General features: G+C 41.4%; 17 protein-coding genes. 8 read left to right on the top strand and 9 right to left on the bottom strand.

Annotated elements, in window-relative coordinates; genetic code table 11:
- The first annotated feature begins 71 nt into the window (after positions 1–71).
- The 3 genes from EAH55_RS09295 to EAH55_RS09285 all read left to right on the top strand — a co-directional run bounded on the left by EAH55_RS09295 (position 72) and on the right by EAH55_RS09285 (position 1,665).
- Positions 72–536: a sigma-70 family RNA polymerase sigma factor gene (locus tag EAH55_RS09295; protein ID WP_121809378.1), complete on the top strand. Its 465-nt coding sequence runs from the start codon at positions 72–74 to the stop codon at positions 534–536.
- Positions 520–1,017: a hypothetical protein gene (locus tag EAH55_RS09290; RefSeq protein WP_121809377.1), complete on the top strand. Its 498-nt coding sequence runs from the start codon at positions 520–522 to the stop codon at positions 1,015–1,017. The genes EAH55_RS09295 and EAH55_RS09290 overlap by 17 nt, the downstream gene beginning before the upstream one ends.
- Positions 1,018–1,110: 93 nt before the next feature.
- Complete coding sequence (locus EAH55_RS09285; RefSeq protein ID WP_121809376.1) at positions 1,111–1,665, top strand: DUF1572 family protein; 555 nt, start codon at positions 1,111–1,113, stop codon at positions 1,663–1,665.
- A 524-nt stretch (positions 1,666–2,189) separates the two neighbouring features.
- Here the strand turns inward: EAH55_RS09285 and EAH55_RS09280 are convergent.
- Positions 2,190–4,079: an SPFH domain-containing protein gene (locus tag EAH55_RS09280; protein WP_121810028.1), complete on the bottom strand. Its 1,890-nt coding sequence runs from the start codon at positions 4,077–4,079 to the stop codon at positions 2,190–2,192.
- A gap of 287 nt (positions 4,080–4,366) precedes the next feature.
- Here EAH55_RS09280 and EAH55_RS09275 point away from each other — a divergent pair, with 287 nt between their 5' ends.
- Both EAH55_RS09275 and EAH55_RS09270 read left to right on the top strand, forming a co-directional pair.
- Positions 4,367–4,528, top strand: a complete 162-nt coding sequence (locus EAH55_RS09275) for a hypothetical protein (protein WP_162996798.1) — start codon at positions 4,367–4,369, stop codon at positions 4,526–4,528.
- A gap of 161 nt (positions 4,529–4,689) precedes the next feature.
- Positions 4,690–5,097 (top strand): hypothetical protein, encoded by a 408-nt coding sequence (locus EAH55_RS09270; protein WP_121809374.1) that lies wholly within the window; start codon positions 4,690–4,692, stop codon positions 5,095–5,097.
- Positions 5,098–5,223: 126 nt separating this feature from the next.
- Here EAH55_RS09270 and EAH55_RS09265 read toward each other — a convergent pair whose 3' ends face one another.
- The 5 genes from EAH55_RS09265 to EAH55_RS09245 all read right to left on the bottom strand — a co-directional run bounded on the left by EAH55_RS09265 (position 5,224) and on the right by EAH55_RS09245 (position 10,556).
- A complete protein-coding gene (locus tag EAH55_RS09265; protein WP_223817972.1) occupies positions 5,224–6,462 on the bottom strand; it encodes a multidrug effflux MFS transporter in 1,239 nt (412 codons plus the stop codon).
- A gap of 129 nt (positions 6,463–6,591) precedes the next feature.
- On the bottom strand, positions 6,592–7,809 hold the full coding sequence (locus EAH55_RS09260) for a BamA/TamA family outer membrane protein (protein ID WP_121809373.1): 1,218 nt from the start codon (positions 7,807–7,809) through the stop codon (positions 6,592–6,594).
- 144 nt (positions 7,810–7,953) lie between these two features.
- Positions 7,954–8,304, bottom strand: a complete 351-nt coding sequence (locus EAH55_RS09255; protein WP_114936751.1) for a hypothetical protein — start codon at positions 8,302–8,304, stop codon at positions 7,954–7,956.
- Positions 8,305–8,412: 108 nt separating this feature from the next.
- Complete coding sequence (locus EAH55_RS09250; RefSeq protein WP_121809372.1) at positions 8,413–9,225, bottom strand: alpha/beta fold hydrolase; 813 nt, start codon at positions 9,223–9,225, stop codon at positions 8,413–8,415.
- Between the two features lie 14 nt (positions 9,226–9,239).
- Positions 9,240–10,556 carry a GntT/GntP/DsdX family permease gene (locus tag EAH55_RS09245; protein ID WP_121809371.1) on the bottom strand — a complete coding sequence of 439 codons (1,317 nt, stop codon included), beginning with the start codon at positions 10,554–10,556 and terminating at the stop codon, positions 9,240–9,242.
- Between the two features lie 350 nt (positions 10,557–10,906).
- Between EAH55_RS09245 and EAH55_RS09240 the strand changes: the two genes are divergently transcribed.
- Both EAH55_RS09240 and EAH55_RS09235 read left to right on the top strand, forming a co-directional pair.
- Entirely contained in the window at positions 10,907–11,263 is a 357-nt protein-coding gene (locus EAH55_RS09240; RefSeq protein WP_121809370.1) for a response regulator, read from the top strand.
- A gap of 1,011 nt (positions 11,264–12,274) precedes the next feature.
- Positions 12,275–12,715 carry a response regulator gene (locus EAH55_RS09235; RefSeq protein WP_244228140.1) on the top strand — a complete coding sequence of 147 codons (441 nt, stop codon included), beginning with the start codon at positions 12,275–12,277 and terminating at the stop codon, positions 12,713–12,715.
- A gap of 82 nt (positions 12,716–12,797) precedes the next feature.
- Here EAH55_RS09235 and EAH55_RS09230 read toward each other — a convergent pair whose 3' ends face one another.
- The 3 genes from EAH55_RS09230 to EAH55_RS09220 form a co-directional block, all read right to left on the bottom strand.
- Positions 12,798–13,169 carry a hypothetical protein gene (locus EAH55_RS09230; RefSeq protein WP_121809369.1) on the bottom strand — a complete coding sequence of 124 codons (372 nt, stop codon included), beginning with the start codon at positions 13,167–13,169 and terminating at the stop codon, positions 12,798–12,800.
- Between the two features lie 75 nt (positions 13,170–13,244).
- The gene (locus tag EAH55_RS09225; protein WP_112567846.1) at positions 13,245–13,751 is read right to left on the bottom strand and encodes a GbsR/MarR family transcriptional regulator; all 507 of its coding nucleotides are present in this window, start codon (positions 13,749–13,751) and stop codon (positions 13,245–13,247) included.
- Between the two features lie 302 nt (positions 13,752–14,053).
- The gene (locus tag EAH55_RS09220) at positions 14,054–15,103 is read right to left on the bottom strand and encodes a DUF922 domain-containing protein (protein ID WP_121809368.1); all 1,050 of its coding nucleotides are present in this window, start codon (positions 15,101–15,103) and stop codon (positions 14,054–14,056) included.
- 322 nt (positions 15,104–15,425) lie between these two features.
- On the opposite strand from EAH55_RS09220, the gene EAH55_RS09215 reads away from it, so the two are divergent.
- Entirely contained in the window at positions 15,426–18,518 is a 3,093-nt protein-coding gene (locus EAH55_RS09215) for a tetratricopeptide repeat protein (RefSeq protein ID WP_112567842.1), read from the top strand.

Below are 18,518 nucleotides of genomic sequence, written 5' to 3'. Positions count from 1 at the left end.
CGTTGAATACTAAAAATATACCATTTTAATTGACCCCTGATTTGAACTCGCAGTTACCAATATCTGCATCCATGGCCCAGAGCAAGTCGGTGGCCGTACGAAACTTATATAACAGTTTCGCTGCGAAGCTTTTGGGATATATTCATGAGGTAGTACAAGATAAACAGGTAGCAGAGCAATACTTGCAAGCCGTTTTTAATGATGTTCCAAACGAAATTGAGGAGCTTTCAAAAACCGGTGTAAATGCGCTTTGTCGCTTGCAGGTTATGGCGCGACAGAAACTGGCTGATTTTTTTGAAACCTTTGATAATGAAACAGACAGGCGGGCCTGGCAAAATATGTCATGGGTGAACAATAAACATATCGCATTGATGACACCACTGCAACAGCAGGTTTTTCTTGGTGTTTATTATCAATGCAAAACAACATCACATATTGCCAAAGAGCTCAATAATTCGGAAGAGCAAATAAGAAAAACGTTAAAAGAGTGTTTTACCATTATCAGAAACGAGCGAAACAATGAAAGAGTACATTGATAGTGGCATACTGGAGGTTTTTGTAATGGGCGCAGCTACCGACGAGGAAGTGAGGGAGCTGATGTACATGAAAGCGAAATACCCTGAAGTAGATGAAGCCCTGAAGCAATTGGAAACAGATATGGAGAGAATTGCCGGCAATATGGCCATTGCTCCTCCTCCGGGAATTTGGGATAAGATTGAAAACGAAATTGATGATCTTATTCGCCGGGATACCTACACAGCACAGCCTGTAAAATTCCGGACAGATCATGGACATAATGGCTATGAAAGATCGGTCCCACCAGATCAGTTCATCTCTATTGAATCTGAATCAAACCACATGCGCCTGCATAAATCATGGCGCTGGGTATTTGCCGCGGTGTTTGTATTAGGAAAGATCTTCTTAGGCTTCGCGATATATTTTTACCTCGAAAACCGTCAAACTCAACAACAATTGCAGGAATTAAAAACCGAGATCAGGGAGTTGAAAAAGAAATAGAGATCAAAGATTAGATTTCCATCCCTTTGTTTAAATATTGAAGGCATCCAGAAGGGTGCCTTTTTTATTACCTATTAACGCTAACTTTAACTTATGGAAAACGATTATATAACCAGCGTAAAAAAGCAGTTCGCCTATTACCAATCACTGGGCGAAAAAACGTTTGAACAACTTACCGACGAGCAATTGAGCTGGCAGTACAACCCTGAATCGAACAGTATTGCCATGATCGTGAACCACCTGTCGGGCAACATGATTTCCCGTTGGACGGATATTTTCACCACCGACGGAGAAAAGCCAACCCGTAACCGCGATGCCGAATTTGCACCCAGTACTCCTACCCGGGAGGCAATTTTAGATGCCTGGAACCAGGGCTGGAAATGCCTTTTTGATACACTTAATACCTTAACTGCCGAAGATCTCGACAAGATCATCTATATCCGCAACCAAGGGCATACCGTTATGGAAGCCATTAACCGCCAGTTAGCGCACTACCCCTACCACGTTGGGCAGATCGTTTTTTTAGGGAAAATGCTCTGCAAACAAAACTGGCATTCGTTATCAATACCCAGAGGCCAATCTGAAAATTATAACGCCGATAAATTTGCCCAGGAAAAACGGAAGGTGCATTTTACGGATGAGAAGTAACAGCTAAAAATTGTCATTTCGAAACGAGGAACGAGTGAGAAATCTTATACGATAAGCCATTCCAACAAGCATGGCTGCCTACCAAGGCGTATAAGATTTCTCCTCGCCTTTCTTTTTACCCCACGCTTCGCTCGTCGGAAATGACAACGCCTGTTACCATAAAACACAAAAGGCATTCCCTCGCGGAATGCCTTTGTCAATTGATCGGTTTAGGTTAAAAGCCTCGTCAATTTATCAGCACGGTTAGCTCGTGAAACCAGATGCTATCGCAGCCGCTAATCCCCGAATCTCCAACCCCTGATGTCTTTAAATAAGGTTTAGGTATAAAGAACGCGTTATCTTGATTTGGAGATGGCTACTACGCGCCAATCTCCAACTTCTGATCTCTTTTCAACAAAAGGTTTAGGATTTGAAATTATATGTACTCTTCCTCAAAAATCTCCAATCACAAACCTTAGCCATGATGCATAATCTGCAAGGATTACATAACCCGATTACAATTTTTATGCAACAGGATCTTTCAATTATTCGCCTTTAGTGGTGGCGTCGCTTTTGCCCTGGTTTTCGATCTGCAATTTTTTCAGCATTTCGGTGCCTATAAGGGCATCTATCATACCGCCACTACCGCTGTCTTTACCACTTACCAGTATTTCAGGTACCAACCTGATGCCCGCAGCGGCCAAAGCTTCGGCTACACGTACTATAGCATATTGTTCGGTACCCATGGCTTCGGTTTTTTGTTTGGTAACCTCTGCTTCTGATAAACCTATGGCTTTGATTTTAGCACCTTCGGCCAAACCGTTAACCTCTGTAGCATTAGCATCAGCCTTGGCGTTCACAGTTTTAGCTTCGGCATCAGCCTTTGCTATGGTGATCCTTACTTCGGCATCAGCTTTAGCGTTGATGGTTTTAGCTTCGGCCTCACCTTTGGAGGCGGCAACCCTTGAAGCGGCCATCTGGGTATTGATCTCAACCTGGCGGGTTGATTTTACTACCTCTGGCTGCATATCGGCACCGGCACGGGCGCTTTCAAATTCCTTACGTTCAATTTGCGCATGCCGCTGTATCTCGTAAGTAACCTTTTCCTCTTCGGCCAACTTACGGTCGGTAAGGGTTTTCATTAGCGCTGCAGGTGGCACTATGTCGCCTATCAGGGTATCTACACCAATTACGTTATAGGTTTCCAGCACACGACCAATGTGTTCGCGGGCATCTGTTTGCCTTTGGATACGGTTGGCCAGGAAGCCGATCACATCACTTTTTTGGGCCGAGTTACGGAAATAGTTGGCAATGGTTGGTTCCAACACCTGCGATACCAGGTTTTTCATTTTACCAAACCTTGCAATCACTTTTGGTGCTTCGTTACGTGGCACGTGGATAATTTGTGACACATCAAGGTTGAAGGTAAAACCATCGCTTGACCTTACGGTAATGGTACAAAGGTTTTTATCCAACTCGTGCGATTCGGTACGGCTATCGGCCCAGTTCAATACGATATTGGTTGTCGGCACAATCTCAACCGCGTGGGTGTAAATATTAACCGGGTGCTTACCGGGGTCAAGCGGCTCATCCCAAACACCTTTTTCGTTGCGTTTAACAATGTTACCGTGCTTAAAATTATCGCCGCTGGTATCCTTACCTTCCGGACCAACGAATGAGTTCACAACGCCCACATAACCAATAGGTATATAGATCATATCTACCTGTTCAACACTCACAAACCATGGGTTAAGGTAATAGGTACCGGCCAATATCACATCCTCCTGCAAACCTTTTCGGCCTCCCGCATTAATGAAAGCTATAGGATCCTGGTAGTTTTTATGCCCATGTACCGATTCGCCGGCTATTTCACCTTTATTCAGCGGCTCACCATCAAGGGTAGTAATAATACCCACTTTGTTTTCATGGATCTGGGTAATAGGCACCATCTCGATTTCAAACAAAAAGGCATTGATACGGTAGCTACCCGGGGTAAGAAAAGCTGCCTGCGGCCCTTTCTGACCATTATTATCCAAAAAGGCTATAGCATCCTGAAACTTATCGCACTCAACCGGCTTACCCAACACACGGCCGGTATCAAACGGTGCACCGTCTTTAGCTTTCACCAGGCCCAGTTTACCCTGCTCAATGATGGTAAAAGGTTGCATTACTATGGTATACTGCCATGGCCACATCTTCCAGTAAAGGCCCGGAGCAAGCGCTTTGGCCTGCATACCGGCTTCCCCTTGTGTAGCAATGATACGGCCATCTGGCAATCGGCTGTTACCTGTTAAGGCAAACTTTTTGATAACCAAGCCAATACGGTCGTCAGGAACGATGACCATGCCGCAAAATACGCGCAAAACAAATTTGTACATCAGCACTAACACTATGACAGGTATAACCCACCACAGACTAACAATTAGATTGTCCATTTTTTTAAAGATTGTTTTTGATTTTTTTAACGGAACCCTTAAGGTGCGGGCCCTCACAATACTTATAGCTTACCTGGAAGAGTACCTTGGCTATATAGTGTCATTAAGACAGTTGCAATTATACTTTGTTACGAAAAAAATTAAAAATATTTTACGGGGCACGTCAAATCCATGTAATTAATTGATACACAGAAAGTAAATTTTAGACCGATTTTTATAAAAACATTTAACAGTACGCATAGTTAAACAAATACAGGTTGTTTAATATAAACTTAACTTATAAAGCCATGAACACCGCTGATGACATCAAAAAAGAAGGTAGCAAGGCAGATACTACTAAAACCGGGGCACAAAAATCAAAAGAGCTTAAAACCGAAGGCCCATTAAGTGAAAAAGATGAAGTGAAACAAGCTGAAGAGCGTACTAAAAAAGGGGTTAAGAATAAATAGTATAAAGTCATTCGTTCTGAGTTGGAAGGCGCAAGCTCAGTTTTCATTTCCTGATATCTGAACCATGTGGCTTTTGAAAGAGTAAATTTCAATCTCACTCCCATGGTTTATGCTTCCAATTTTAAAAGCAATTGTATAGTTTTATCCAAACATTTTCTGTTATGATAAAACAAGGCTTTTTATTGTTTGCGGCCATAGTGTTATTCCTGACATCATGCAAACCAACAGTTTCGGTTACTACACTTACCGGCAAATGGAAGTACGTAAAAATTGAACATCCAAATGCCAGTCCGCCGGATACTGTGAAGAAAGCCGAGTTAGACGAAAACGTGCCCTATATCCAGTTTACTCCCGAAATGAAGTTCCTGATAGTTTGGGGCGGCAAATTCCTTTCGCACGGAACGTTTACCCTTGATGGCAGTAACATGAACGTAACCGAGAAACTGCCCGATGGCAAAACCCGCAACTTTGTTTTTACCATATCTGAGTTAACCGAAAACAAAATAATATTTGAAAGCACCGGCCCGGAAGGATCAAAAGTTACAGCGTTAAGGGCAAGCAAGTTTTAAGCGAAATCAGGGAATCAACATACATGGCGTAAATTCTGCATGCAGGCCACAAGGCACAGCCTTGCGGCAGCGTTTGCAAGTAATTTTTAATTCATGTGTATCCTGTAATCAAGAAAATCAAGGTTCTCAATGCGCCACCATAACATCACCGCTCGCTTCAACCTTGTGTTTAATAAACCGTTTGCCAATAAATACAATTAAAAGTGCCAGAATTGACGAGCAAATCATAACAGCCGCCATAGGCAGCGAGCTATGTTGTTTTATTACCGAGATACCAATAGATGACAGCGCCCCAACAGCCATCTGCGAAGCACCTAATATTGCCGAAGCCGAACCGGCATTTTTTGTGAACGGAGCAAGTGATAACGCGGAAGTATTTGGTGCGGCTATACCTATACAGCATAACACGCCGAATATCATAGCGATAGTGCCAGCTATCCCAAACCAGTGATTTAATGAGCCTATAAAAAACACAGCTGAGATTATTACCATTAAAATCAGTGCTGCGCCAATCATTTGTTCGCTTTTGTATTTTTTAATCAGCACGCTGTTTAGCTGACTTGAGCCGATAAAACCAACCGAAAGCCCGGCGAAGATCCATCCAAACTGAGTTCCGCTCACTTTAAAACCATCGATAAACACAATAGGCGATGCCGAAACGTAGGCAAACAGCCCGGCAAACGCGAACGCCCCACCTATGGCATACGTTACAAACTGTGCATCTTTTAAAACAGTTATAAAATGCCCTATTATCGGCCCGGGCTTTAAGGAATACGAAGGATCAGGCTGATAGCTTTCGGGGAGCCAGAATATTACTGATACCAATATCAACACGGCTATAATCGTTAGCACCAGGAAAATGATTTGCCATTCAAAAGCGGCGGCAATATAACTGCCAGCCGTAGGGGCCAACATGGGCGATGCGCCAAGTACCAGTATCAGCAATGAAAATACTTTGGCATTATCCTCAACGGGAAACAGATCGCGCACCATAGCCATGGCTGCCACACTTGCCGCACAGCTGCCTACCGCCTGAAAAAAGCGAAGCACAATAAGCATTTCAAGCGATGTTGAGAAGAAACACCCCATCGATGATACGATATAGAGGCCAAGCCCCCAGTACAATGGATTTTTGCGACCAAACCTATCGAGCAAAGGTCCGTAAAGCAATTGCCCGGCAGCTATGCCAACGAAATAACTTGATAACGATAGCGCTACCTCATCAGTACTGGTATGCATATATTTAGCAATAGCCGTGAACCCCGGCAGGTACATATCGATAGAAAAAGGCCCAAGGGCTGTGAGCGACCCTAATATCAGGATCAGCACAGTATATTTTTGTTTGGTCATGCGTGTTTGGTTCATAGTTAATGGTTCATAGATTATAGTCCATGAATCATCGAAATGTTAGATTATAGTTTGTAGTGATTTTTAACGTTCAGGCAATCGTTCATAGGTTTCTTACTATGAACTATGATCCATGAACTAAAGCCGCTAAAATGCCTCGCCTAAATTAAGACTTATTGACGAGAAGTTTTTACTTACTCCGTAATCGAGACTAATATTGGTGCCTGCTTTTTTATTAAACTTAAAACGTAAACCTGTACCGCCGGCAGGGTGCCAATATACAAAAGCGTGATTTTCAGGCTCGGTAACCGAGTTCACGTTTGCGAATAACACGAAGCCAAGTAAGCCGTTTCGAGTAATGTCCCTCCTGTATTCAGTTTCAAAATAAACAAGCCTATCGCCACGGTAGCGACTTTGCGGAAATCCCCTACCCGACCGTTGATAAGGCTCCCAGCCAAGACTGGGCAGGTTGAGATATGGTGTTCGGGGAGTAAGTGTTGTCCAGAAAAAAGCCCAGAAAGCCAGTACATTTTTAGGGCCGGAGTTGGTTAATTGCAGGTACTTACGTGTATCGATGTACAACGATCTCCAATCGGTATGGCTGCCAAAAGCTTTGGCGTTAACACGGTAAACTACATTGGCGTAAGCTCCGGGTAATGGATTAATTGAATTTCTGCGCGAATCATACAGTAAATTGAGCGTAATGCCCGACGAAAAAGCATCCTGATCAGCAGCTGTACCATACCTATAACCGGTAAACTTTCGCAAATTCTGATCGCCGTTACTTTCAATATCTATATAATAGTCAAGATTATAGCCTAAACCAGCATAGAAATAAGGCTTGATCTGTTTCAAAACACTTTGATAAAAGCGGAAATAATTATAGTTCACTAAAAATTTATCTTCCGCTCCCTGCTTACCACCCAAGCCCCAGGTATATTGCGGGTAAACCATCAGCCGCGTATCGCCCTGTATATTCCACTCATTATTATTGAGCCAGATATTTGAGCGGATAGGTAAGCCATATCTGCCTTTTAAATTAAAATAAGGGGTGAAGGTAAAACTTGATAAATTGGTAGTAGCAGCATCACCAAGATAAAAACCTGCCGTTGTTGACGTAAACAGCGCCTTGCCACCGCTGCGTCCATCCGTTGTTGAGGTAGGGAAAACAGAAAAGTAGATCTTTTTTCTTTCGGTGGTTTGCTGCCGGGGCTTAATTTTAAAAAGCGAACGCACAATATCAATTACATCCCGCTGCGGTACTGTATCTTTTTTAGTACTAATAACGGTATCTGTAACCGTCTCCTGCGCCAGCAACATAGCCGGAATTAAGCATAAAACAATTACAAATAATCCTTTCCCCATCGTATTACTAAACCTGCTGTTTGATCGTTAATAATGTTAATAACGGATAAAACATCCCAATCGCTTCAATTTAGCTAAATTTTAATTTAAATAAAAAGGCCTGTAACTATTAAAAATTACAGGCCTTTTTTACAAGCAGTTAAATTAATGGTAAGTTGTAGTTTTAGTTACCGTTGTTTTGGTTGTGGTATAATGATGGTGAGGATGCGCCCTGCGCCATGCAATACGGGCAGCACGTTGTCTCTTTTCCTCGCGCCTGCGGGCTTCATTACCAATAATGTAACCGCCACCGGCGCCAAGCGCACCACCAACCAAAGCGCCACCGGCACTATGTGTAATTAGTCCGCCCGCAATGGCACCACCGGCACCGCCAATAATAGCACCCTTACCTTGTTTGCTGATCCCTTTTTTTTGAGTTGTTTGTGCACCGGCATTAATACTGATAGTTAGCATCAGGCCAATTAAAAAGCACATATATATCATTAACTTTTTCATTGTGGTATGTATTTAATAAGCGTTAACAAATACACTTATGCAAATAGCAGGCCGTTATTGAAAATAGCTATTTAAAAATCCAACAAACTGATAGTTAGCTGACAAAGATTATTTCAGAAAATCCAACACCGCTTTTGAAAATTCGGCGGTACGACTGGCGCTGTTATGATCGCCGGGAACGTGAACCAGTTTTGAGCCCGGGATGAGCTTATTAAGAGCAACCTCGTCGCCATTATCATGATCTTCGGTTCCGTCAATCAGCAGCACCGGAATTTTAACTTTGGCCAATTCCTGTTTACTGGTAGATGGTTGCCATTTTTGTTGGTAGGCTAAAGCAAGTTCATCAAAAGGATTACTGCGAATGTATTTGATCATCCCGTCAACGTCATGAAAGCTGGTATCGCCCATTAAAGCCTTATAGGCATGGATCCTTCGCGGCCATTCGGGATTAGTATAGGCATCACCCATGCCACCCATTACAGCCTTTTTTACGCGCTTATCCAGTACAAATACCCGCGAAGTAATGATAGACCCACGTGAGTATCCAACTATATCATATTGCTTCAAACCCAGGCTGGTGGCCAGGCCCATAATGTCTTTAGCTTCGGCATCATTGGCATAACCGGCATCGGTGTGCGGTTTATCCGAGTGCCCGTTACCACGTTGATCTAATATGATCACTTTGTAGCCTGCTGTCAACAGATCATTGTAAAGCTGTCCTTTTTTCCAGCCTTCGCCGGTCCCGGAAAAGCCATGCACCAATATCACCGGGAAACCATCGCCCTTTACTTCATAATAGACTTTAACGCCATCAATCGAATTATAGTAGCTACCGGCCGAAGCAACCTGCTGCGCCCTAACAAAGTTGCCGATGATCAACATCAAAATAAACAGGTATAAACCTGCCGATGACTTTTTCATAACAAGTACAGTTTTTATTTAACAAACAGGTTAATGATCATGACGCCTGCAAGCCCAATAACAGAAACAAGTGATTCCATTACCGACCAGGATTTGATAGTATCTTTAATACTCAAATTAAAATACTCTTTAAATAACCAAAACCCAGAATCATTTACGTGCGAGAATGCAAGGCTACCTGCGCCAATAGATAACACCATTAAATTAGGATTAACATGGTTTTGTAAAACCAGCGGCGCTACAATACCGGCAGCCGTTAAGCCGGCCACTGTAGCCGAACCCAGGCTAATACGGATGATAGCAGCTATTACCCACCCAAGAAGCAACGGAGGTAAATTAAGAGCTTCCAATTGCGATGCTATTTGACTGCTTACACCACTGGCAGTTAAAACTTCTTTAAACGCGCCCGAGCCGGCTATGATCAATAATATCAGCGCCACGTCTTTTACAGCGTCGGTAAAGCTGCCTGCAAGCTGCCCCATACTTTTGCCTTGTTTTACACCTAAGGTATAAGTAGCCACCAAAAGGGCTATCAGCATAACTATTGAAGGATCGCCAAGAAAAGTAACGATTTTTGACATACCAGGATCTTTAATATTAAGGTATGGGAAGAACGCGGTAAGCATCAGAAGCAAAACCGGCAGCAGAGCAGTAAAAAAGCTATTGAACGCACCGGGAAGTTTTTCGGCAGGTAATTCCTCGGCCCGGAAGGTGGCCAGCGGCTCTGAGGGGATCTTTTTGAGAAACTGGGCAAACACCGGACCAGCCAATAAAATGGCCGGAATTGCAATCGCGAGGCCGTAAATAAAGGTAGTTGCCATATTAGCATGAAACAGCGCCACTAACGCGGATGGCGAAGGGTGCGGGGGCAAAAATCCATGAGTTACAGATAACGAGGCCAGCATAGGTAAGCCGATGTAAACCGCGGGCAGTTTGTATTTGTAAACCACCGAAAATATGAGCGGAACCATAAGCACAAACCCAATGCCGTAAAATAGCGGAATGCCTATAATAAACCCGGCAACAACCAACGCCCATTGAATATATTTTTCGCCTACGGCATGAACAAGCACCCCGGCTATTTTTTGCGCAGCCCCGCTTACTGCCACAAGTTTCCCGAGCATGGCGCCCAGGCAAATAATGATAAGCAATTGCCCCATAATATCGCCCATGCCTTTCTGTACAGAGGCGGTTACTTTATTAATAGGGATACCCAGCAATAAACCTGCAATTATGGATACAATCAGGAACGCGATAAATGGGTTTACCTTAATAAGGCTCACCAGCAAAACCAATAGGATGATACAAAAAAGGATAGTTAACAATACCATTAAGTTATATATTAGGTTAGGGCTTTACACCACAACGCGCGGTTCTGGTGCCAACTAAAGTAATAACAAAATTTGGGTTTAAGACCTTAATTGGTAAATGCTTTTAACTATAGCGATATTAACTGTAATACTGGTGCTTTTTAGTCATTATCCATCTAAAAATCAGATAATAGGATAAGAACCACAACATGTTTTTATCAGCTTCATATAATTATATAAAAAATAGTTTTAATTTTGCATTAAAGTTTTATCCGATTAAGATTTAAGCCCAAACCATTATTTACAGAATTCTGTATTTTTAACGAGCATACTTTAATACCTTTTCGGCATTTATTTCTTTAATTTTTATTATGGTAAAGCGTATTTTAGTATTGGATGACAATCAGGACATCCTTGATATTGTTCATGAAACCCTTACTTACGAGCAATTTGAAGTTAAAAGTACATCTATAAGTACCGATGTGCTACCCTTACTCGAAAGCTTTGAGCCTGATTTGGTTATTCTGGACTATCGGGTTGCCGGCACAAACGGCGGCGAAATCTGCCGCAACATTAAAGTTCATCCCAGGTTTGGCAATACTCCGGTAATTATCTTTTCGGCTTATGTAAGTAACGATAGCGAATTAATTAGCTATGGTTGTGATGCAATAATCAACAAACCTTTTGATTTAATCGAACTTGTCGAAAAGGTTAATAGCCTGCTTTAAAACCGAGTCCAGCTTCTCAATTTCAGGCGTCAGGCCACCTTATTTTCTTCTTTGTGTTAATAATTTTTAACTTTCATTACCTGCTTTCTAAGCCCGTTTCTTAATTGTAATTATTAAAAAAATAAAAAAAAAGGAAAAAAGAGCCAAAGGTTGTAAATAAGATGATTTTCTGGGCTATTATTTAAACTTTTATCAATATTTCACCAAGCTGATTAGAATATTGACAATTATCTTAACTTTGATATATAAGTTAATATTAAACAATTAGTTAAATACAATAACCCCTGATTGTATTATGGTATTGTCGATACATGAACAAGAAAAAACGGAACTAAAAAAGGCTCCGTTATGTCCAAGATGTAAATCAGAACTCGACAATCGGGTTCCGAGAGGATTTCTTGTCAAAAATTTACTATTTTTCCTTCCTTTAAAAAGATATATGTGCTACAGATGTCAGCGCAAACGGTATGTATTGCGATAGTTAGTTTAATAAATTTCAAAAAAAGAAACTTTTACCTACTTAAAAGTATTTTTCTATATTTTCCTATCCTCTAATAATACGGATATTGTATTTTGCATCCGTCTTATTAAAAATTTGTGGAAGAAAGCGAAGTTACCTCGAGAAAAAGATACTACTGTTCAAAGTGCGGACAACCTTATCATTTCCAGATGAAAAGGAGTTGGTTTTTGAAAAATGTGTTATTTTTTATACCAGTCAGTAAATATTTTTGTGCTAAATGCAAAAAGTCAGCACACATTTTCATAAACAAAAGCTAATCTATAAATTCCCCTTCATGCCTCCTCCGTCCCTATCTTTTAAGCAACAAGAGGCATTGCCTGTGCGTGACCAATTATTCTGCTTTTTTTGACACCGACCTTATTTGTGTACAATAAACTGTATAGTTGTTTTTACCGCTAAGAGGACGCTATAGTTATAAAGCGTATAAATATCTGTAATAAAATTCAAGCTGTTAATAAATAACGCTTGGTATAAAATTTGCTTACAAATAATTGTTAGTTATTGAAAAGACGCAATATCTTACTGAAGATCAAACTTTTTTTGCTGAACCATTTTATTTTTTACATATGCGACGGATATTAGCGGTGGACGACGATAAAGATATTTTAGAGATAATAAAATACATACTTGAAGACTCAGGCTATGAGGTTGACACCTTGACTGAAGGTAAAAGCTTATTCGACCGCATAAAACAACATGAACCAGATTTAATTTTACTTGACATCATGCTTGGCAACGTAGATGGGCGCGAACTTTGCAAAACCCTTAAAAGCCAACAGGAAACTAAAAATATACCTGTCATTTTAATTTCGGCCAGCCATAATCCCGGCAGCCCCGGCCAAACCGGATCACCTGATGACTTCATAGCCAAGCCTTTTGATATTGATGTGTTACTAAATAGTGTAAGCAGACAATTAAAAAGTGCCGCCTGAGATATCATTTAGCTTGACAAAAAACGGGGCAGGTAAATACTCGCCCACCCCGTCAAATCAAATCAAAACAAAAAACTAAAAATTAAACATTTATATCAAATGCCTTTTCCCGTTTAGCGCGGTTACGCAGCTTAAAGAAAATGACAAGGTTTAGGAAATGCATACCGCCCAATATTAAAATTATCCAGCCTACTTTATAGCTTAGTACTTCGACCACTACCTGCATACTACCAACCGTACCGTACTCCTTAAGTGCCAGGCTCATGTAGCCTATGTTTATCAGATAAAAGCCAACAACCAGCAGCTTATTTACAGAATCGGCCAACTCGTTGTTGCCGTGAAAAATATCCACCAAAAATATCCGGCCGTTTTTAAACAGCACCCGGGCAACCCATACTGTTAATGCAATGCTTACCAATAAGTAAATCACATAAGTTAAAATAAAGTAGTTCATGACATTTTAAGATTTAGTTATTATTATTAATTTAGAATTTTCAGTAAAAATTGAAATTTATATTTAAAAAAAAACTTATTTAAACACTTTGAGTATCGAGCCAAAAAACCAGTTCTCTTCAGCCTTAAGCATAGTATCCAATGTTTTGTTCACATTGTTTGCCAACTTGTTGATATCAGTAACTGTTGTTTTAAAGGTTTTATAAGCCGGATCTTTTGCATCACCTTCAACTGCTCCTAACTGATCAAGTATTTTAATAATAGGTGTAAGCTCACGCTTTTTACGCTCCTCTGCTACACGGCGGGCAATAGTCCAAACATCTTTTTCGGCATAAAAAAACTCTTTACGTTCGCCTGTTTTGTGTTGTTTTTCAACAAGTCCCCAGTCAATCAAATCACGCAGGGTCATGTTGGCGTTCCCGCGTGAGATGCTTAGCTCAGCCATTACCTCTTCTGTAGTCAAAGCTTCCGGCGAAATCATCAGCAAGGCATGCACCTGGGCCATGGTGCGGTTAATCCCCCACTCTGATCCCAGCTTACCCCAGGCTTCAATAAATTTCAGCTTTGCCTCTGCCAATTCCATGTACAAATATAGATAAGTTTTTAAACTTTCAAAAAAAAATGAAAATTTAGGTTAGAGGTTAGAGGTTAGAGGTTAGAGGTTAGAGGTTAGAGGTTAGAGGTTAGAGGTTAGAGGTTAGAGGTTAGAGGTTAAAGGTTAAAGGCTAAAGGTTAAAGGTTAAAGGTTAAAGGTTAAAGGTTAAACAACCCACTGCTTACGGGGTTTCAAAATATTTTCAACAACAAAATCACTTCGTTGCCTGCGCCTCTCCTCACTGCAAAACCTAATCTCTAACCTCCACCCTCTAATCTCTTAAAATTAAATTAATCACTCCTTAACCACCCATCTATCTTCCTGTTCCACTCCTGCTGGTAATATTGGTTCGCGCCGTGGGTGGTTTCTGCGTCATATTGATCCTGCAATTGGTTCATTTCCCGGTACGAATCGAGGTATTGTACATTAATATAACCATCATAATTACCAACCGGGAGTTTCATATCCATAAGTGCCTGTTTAAAATGCTGGGCAACCACTTTCACAATATCAAAATGACGCTGCTCGTGATTTAGCGCGTAACTTGTTCGGCCTTCCGGCTTAACCCAGGCGGCACTTTTAGGTAAAAACACACGCATATTTATCCGCACAACAACTATCGATTTTATTACTTCTACTTGCTCAGTGTAACCAAGACTGGGCAGCACTTCGGCAATATACTTTTCACTACGTGGCTTATCCTTAAAATCATCCCAGGTTAGCGGCCGCTTTGCCGAGTAATAGATAGTATCGCCTTCGGACTGTTCCGAGTAGTCACTGAAGATCAGCTTCACTCCTTTAGCAAGTTTAATATTAGTATCCGCTTCGCGATTTATCCATTTATTAAAAAACTCAAGGCCAGCTTCAAGCGAGCGGCTTATCAATTGACCGGTATCGTACTGTTGCGCTGCATTACGATAATAGGTTGTGGCGGCGGGATAATCAATCAAATGCACATTTCCCTCATCCTTTTTCAATTCAAACCATAACTGTATTTCCAGCCGCCTTTCTACACGGCCATCTGCCATAACAGTTTCGTTGAGCCTCAATTTTTTAACGCGGATAACAACCGGGCGCAAAGTTTTATTAGCGGGAATGGCATAATCGGCAAATTGCTTAATAACGGCAGCGGCCCCATCCCGAAAATCAACTTTATATTTCTGAATCTGCGAATTACCGGTGATGGGCAACAGCCAGGCAACAGCACTTCGGTCGGGCCTGTCATCAATAACGTTGGCCACATAAAACTGTGTTACCTTTTCATTTAAAGCCCTGTTTGTTAAAACAATTTCGGCGTTTGTTTTTTGTGCATTTGAATTTAACGGACAAAATACAAGCATGCACAAAATCACCGGCAACCACAGTCCCACCCTGTTAAAAACGCCATTCATAACTCATAAAAATAAAAAATTGGGAGCATTACCTCTAAGGTACTATAATGCTCAAAATACAAATAAATTGCACCATTTAACGCTTAATCATTACCTTTGATTATCCGCTGCCGGTGCCACGGCAATACTCAACAATTTTAAAGTTTTCCACACGGATATTATCTTTAGTATTACCTTCGTTAAAAGAAGTGTTATCCACAATTGTTAATTTCTAATGTGAAAAGCCTCTTTTTGCTTTAGCTATTTTCGCACTATCGTTAGTACGCGCTTTATGATCAAAACAAGATACATCACCCTGCTCATTCCCGTATTTTTAGTTTCAACAGCACGAGCCCAGCAAAATCCTTCTACTCAAATCTACCGCACTTATCATGCGGCTTTGGATCTGATGGACAAAGGAAAATTTTCTTCGGCTGCCGAACAATTCCGCCTCGTTGAAGCTTACAAAATTAAAACAAGTACCCAACCTCAGTTTGAAACCGAGCTATCGCTCACCAAAGAAAACTGCCAGTATTACGAAGCCTATTGTGCCCTTAATCTGGGTAATGATGATGCCGAAAGCATGTTCCTTCGGTTTATAAAAGAACATCCCGAAAACCCGCTTACTAAACAGGCTTTTTTCCAGATAGGTAAATCATATTTTAAACAAGGTAAGTATGAAGATGCTATCAGGTGGTTTAATAAGGTTGAAGCAGGTGAGCTTAACGGGCACGACAATACCGAGTATAAATTCCGTAAAGGCTACGCTTACTTTGAGTTAAAAGATTACAAAAACGCCCAGTTACTTTTTGGCGAAGTTAAAAATAAGCGCACCGAATTTACCGAAGACGCTACTTACTACTTTGCCTATATCGCTTACCTGAATAAGGATTACCACCTTGCCCTGGTAAACTTTGAAAAGCTTAAAAACTCTAAAAAATACGAAAACAGCTATCCTTATTATATTTCGGCCGTTTACTTTTTAGATAAACGATATGACGATGTGATCAACTACGCGGTGCCTATCGTGAACAGCACACATCAGCAAAACGAAACTGAGATGCTGCGCATCATAGCTGCATCATACTTTGCCAAGGCCGATTATGATAACGCCGTTAAATACTATGGCCGCTTTGAAGACCGCGACCAGGGCCGTACTCAAAACACGCAGGACAGCTACCAAATGGGTTACACCTATTTTAAGGTAGGTAACTATGCCAAAGCAGCCAGCGAACTGGAAAAACTGGTTGAGCAACATGACGTTTACAGCCAAAGTGGTAACTATACATTGGGCGATGTGTTCCTGAAAATGAACAATAAACAAAGTGCCCGTAACGCGTTCCTTAATGCATCAAAATTGGATTATGACAAGCAATTACAGGAAGACGCGCTTTATGAATACGCCAAACTATCATACGAGCTTGACTTTAACCTGCAGGCCTTAGGTGCTACAAGGTTATACCTGGCTACTTATCCGCGTTCAAAACGTATTGACGAAGTTAAGGTATTATTAGGCGAAGAGTTATTGAACTCGCGCAGCTACAAAGAAGCGGTGGAGATATTGGAACCTATCCCTAACAAAAACCAAAGTGCCCGTTTAGCTTATCAAAAAGTTACTTATTATCGCGGTTTGGAATTTTACAATGAGCGTGCCTTTGAAAACGCGATAGGTATTTTCCTGCGTTCGTTAAAAGATCCGGTTGATAGTAAAACAGAAGCATTAACTAATTACTGGATGGCAGAGGCTATGTTTGAGGTTCGTAAATACGGCGAATCTGTTGAAACCTTTGAGAAGTTCCTAAGCATGCCAGAGGCCAAAGAAACCGATGTGTCTAATTATGCAAATTACGCTTTAGCTTATGCTGCCTTTGGCGATGAACAGTATAAAAAAGCGGCTACCTATTTCGAGAAGTTTTTACAGGGTGATGTAAAAGACGCGAACACCCAAAACGACGCCATAACCCGCCTGGCCGATAGCTATTTTGTAATGAAAAGCTACGGTAATGCCATGACCTATTATAACCGCATTATAGCCATGCACAACCAGGGCGAAGATTACGCCTTATTTCAGCGCGGTATGATCCAGGGCTTACAGGGTTCGTTAGATACCAAGATCAGTACTTTGAACGATGTACTGAATAAATTCCCTAACTCTGATTATGCTGATGACGCGTCGTTCGAGATTGCTTACACCTACTTCCTGAAAACCGACGGAGAGAAAGCAAAGACCGACCTACAGGCTATGATCCAGAAATATCCGAACAGTAGCTACGTACCACGTGCATTGGTTACTATTGGCTTGATTGATTACAATGCAGGCAATGATGACCTGGCAGTTGAATCATTTAAAAAAGTAGTTCAGGATTATTCATCAACCGATGAGGCTAAACAATCTTTAAAACAGATCGAAAAGATCTATACCGATAAAGGCGATGCCCAAACGTTTATTAATTATGCAGGCACTACTCCTATCGGTAACTATACCACATCTGATCAGGAAAGCATCATGATCACTGCAGCCAATAACCTTTACCTTAAAGGCGACTGGCAAGGTACTGTAAGTGCCGTTAATGCTTACTTTGATAAATTCCCGGGCAAACAGATCTACGAAAAACAAGCCCGTTTTATCCGTGCGCAAGGTTTAGCCGCTTTAGGCCGTACAGACGAGGCTGTTGTTGATTACAACGTGATCCTGAACGACTGGACCAGCGCTTACAGCGAAAAAGCGTTGATCAGCATGGCTAAACTATACATGCAGCAAAAGAAATACAATGAAGCCGTTGTGTTCCTGAAACGTTTGGAAACCAATGCCGAATACAAGGCCGATTATACGTTCGCCATCACCAACCTGATGTATTGCTACTCGGAAATGTTGATGACCGACGATGCCATCAAGTACGCCGAATTGGTGAAAACTAACGATAAAACATCGCAGGAAGATAAATTTAAAACCGGTTTGTATGAAGGTAAAGCCTACCTGGCAACCGGTGATACCGCTATTGCTGTTAAGCAATTTACTTATACCGCTACAAACACTAAAACTGTTGCCGCTGCCGAAGCCCGTTATAACCTTGCCCTTATTGAGTATGAAAAGGGCCGTTATAAAACAGCGCAAAAAATGTGTTTTGACCTGGCCAAGGAAATGCCTAACTACGATTACTGGGTTGCCAAAACATACATTTTGTTATCAGATACCTATGTGGGCTTAAAAGATAGCTTCCAGGCAAAAGCAACCCTGCAAAGTATCATTGATAACTATAAAGCCGATGACGACATATTACCTACTGCTAAAGAAAAGCTGGATAAACTGAGTGGCCGCAAAACCAAGGCACCTGCTGCAAGTACCAAAGAAACTACCCAGCCAGATACAACTAACAAACAGTAA

Source organism: Mucilaginibacter kameinonensis, assembly GCF_003675385.1.
GTDB classification, from domain to species: domain Bacteria; phylum Bacteroidota; class Bacteroidia; order Sphingobacteriales; family Sphingobacteriaceae; genus Mucilaginibacter; species Mucilaginibacter kameinonensis.
The sequence above is the reverse complement of the archived record's forward strand: the minus strand, read 5'-3'. Positions and strand labels throughout refer to the sequence as shown.

What these genes read in the sequence shown, in the direction of transcription:
- EAH55_RS09255 (WP_114936751.1), bottom strand. Translation starts at nt 8,304, where the DNA reads ATGAAAAAGTTAATGATATATATGTGCTTTTTAATTGGCCTGATGCTA.
- EAH55_RS09250 (WP_121809372.1), bottom strand. Translation starts at nt 9,225, where the DNA reads ATGAAAAAGTCATCGGCAGGTTTATACCTGTTTATTTTGATGTTGATC.
- EAH55_RS09295 (WP_121809378.1), top strand. Translation starts at nt 72, where the DNA reads ATGGCCCAGAGCAAGTCGGTGGCCGTACGAAACTTATATAACAGTTTC.
- EAH55_RS09215 (WP_112567842.1), top strand. Translation starts at nt 15,426, where the DNA reads ATGATCAAAACAAGATACATCACCCTGCTCATTCCCGTATTTTTAGTT.
- EAH55_RS09285 (WP_121809376.1), top strand. Translation starts at nt 1,111, where the DNA reads ATGGAAAACGATTATATAACCAGCGTAAAAAAGCAGTTCGCCTATTAC.
- EAH55_RS09240 (WP_121809370.1), top strand. Translation starts at nt 10,907, where the DNA reads ATGGTAAAGCGTATTTTAGTATTGGATGACAATCAGGACATCCTTGAT.
- EAH55_RS09230 (WP_121809369.1), bottom strand. Translation starts at nt 13,169, where the DNA reads ATGAACTACTTTATTTTAACTTATGTGATTTACTTATTGGTAAGCATT.
- EAH55_RS09275 (WP_162996798.1), top strand. Translation starts at nt 4,367, where the DNA reads ATGAACACCGCTGATGACATCAAAAAAGAAGGTAGCAAGGCAGATACT.
- EAH55_RS09245 (WP_121809371.1), bottom strand. Translation starts at nt 10,556, where the DNA reads ATGGTATTGTTAACTATCCTTTTTTGTATCATCCTATTGGTTTTGCTG.
- EAH55_RS09225 (WP_112567846.1), bottom strand. Translation starts at nt 13,751, where the DNA reads ATGGAATTGGCAGAGGCAAAGCTGAAATTTATTGAAGCCTGGGGTAAG.
- EAH55_RS09280 (WP_121810028.1), bottom strand. Translation starts at nt 4,079, where the DNA reads ATGGACAATCTAATTGTTAGTCTGTGGTGGGTTATACCTGTCATAGTG.
- EAH55_RS09265 (WP_223817972.1), bottom strand. Translation starts at nt 6,462, where the DNA reads ATGAACCAAACACGCATGACCAAACAAAAATATACTGTGCTGATCCTG.
- EAH55_RS09290 (WP_121809377.1), top strand. Translation starts at nt 520, where the DNA reads ATGAAAGAGTACATTGATAGTGGCATACTGGAGGTTTTTGTAATGGGC.
- EAH55_RS09220 (WP_121809368.1), bottom strand. Translation starts at nt 15,103, where the DNA reads ATGCTTGTATTTTGTCCGTTAAATTCAAATGCACAAAAAACAAACGCC.
- EAH55_RS09270 (WP_121809374.1), top strand. Translation starts at nt 4,690, where the DNA reads ATGATAAAACAAGGCTTTTTATTGTTTGCGGCCATAGTGTTATTCCTG.
- EAH55_RS09260 (WP_121809373.1), bottom strand. Translation starts at nt 7,809, where the DNA reads ATGGGGAAAGGATTATTTGTAATTGTTTTATGCTTAATTCCGGCTATG.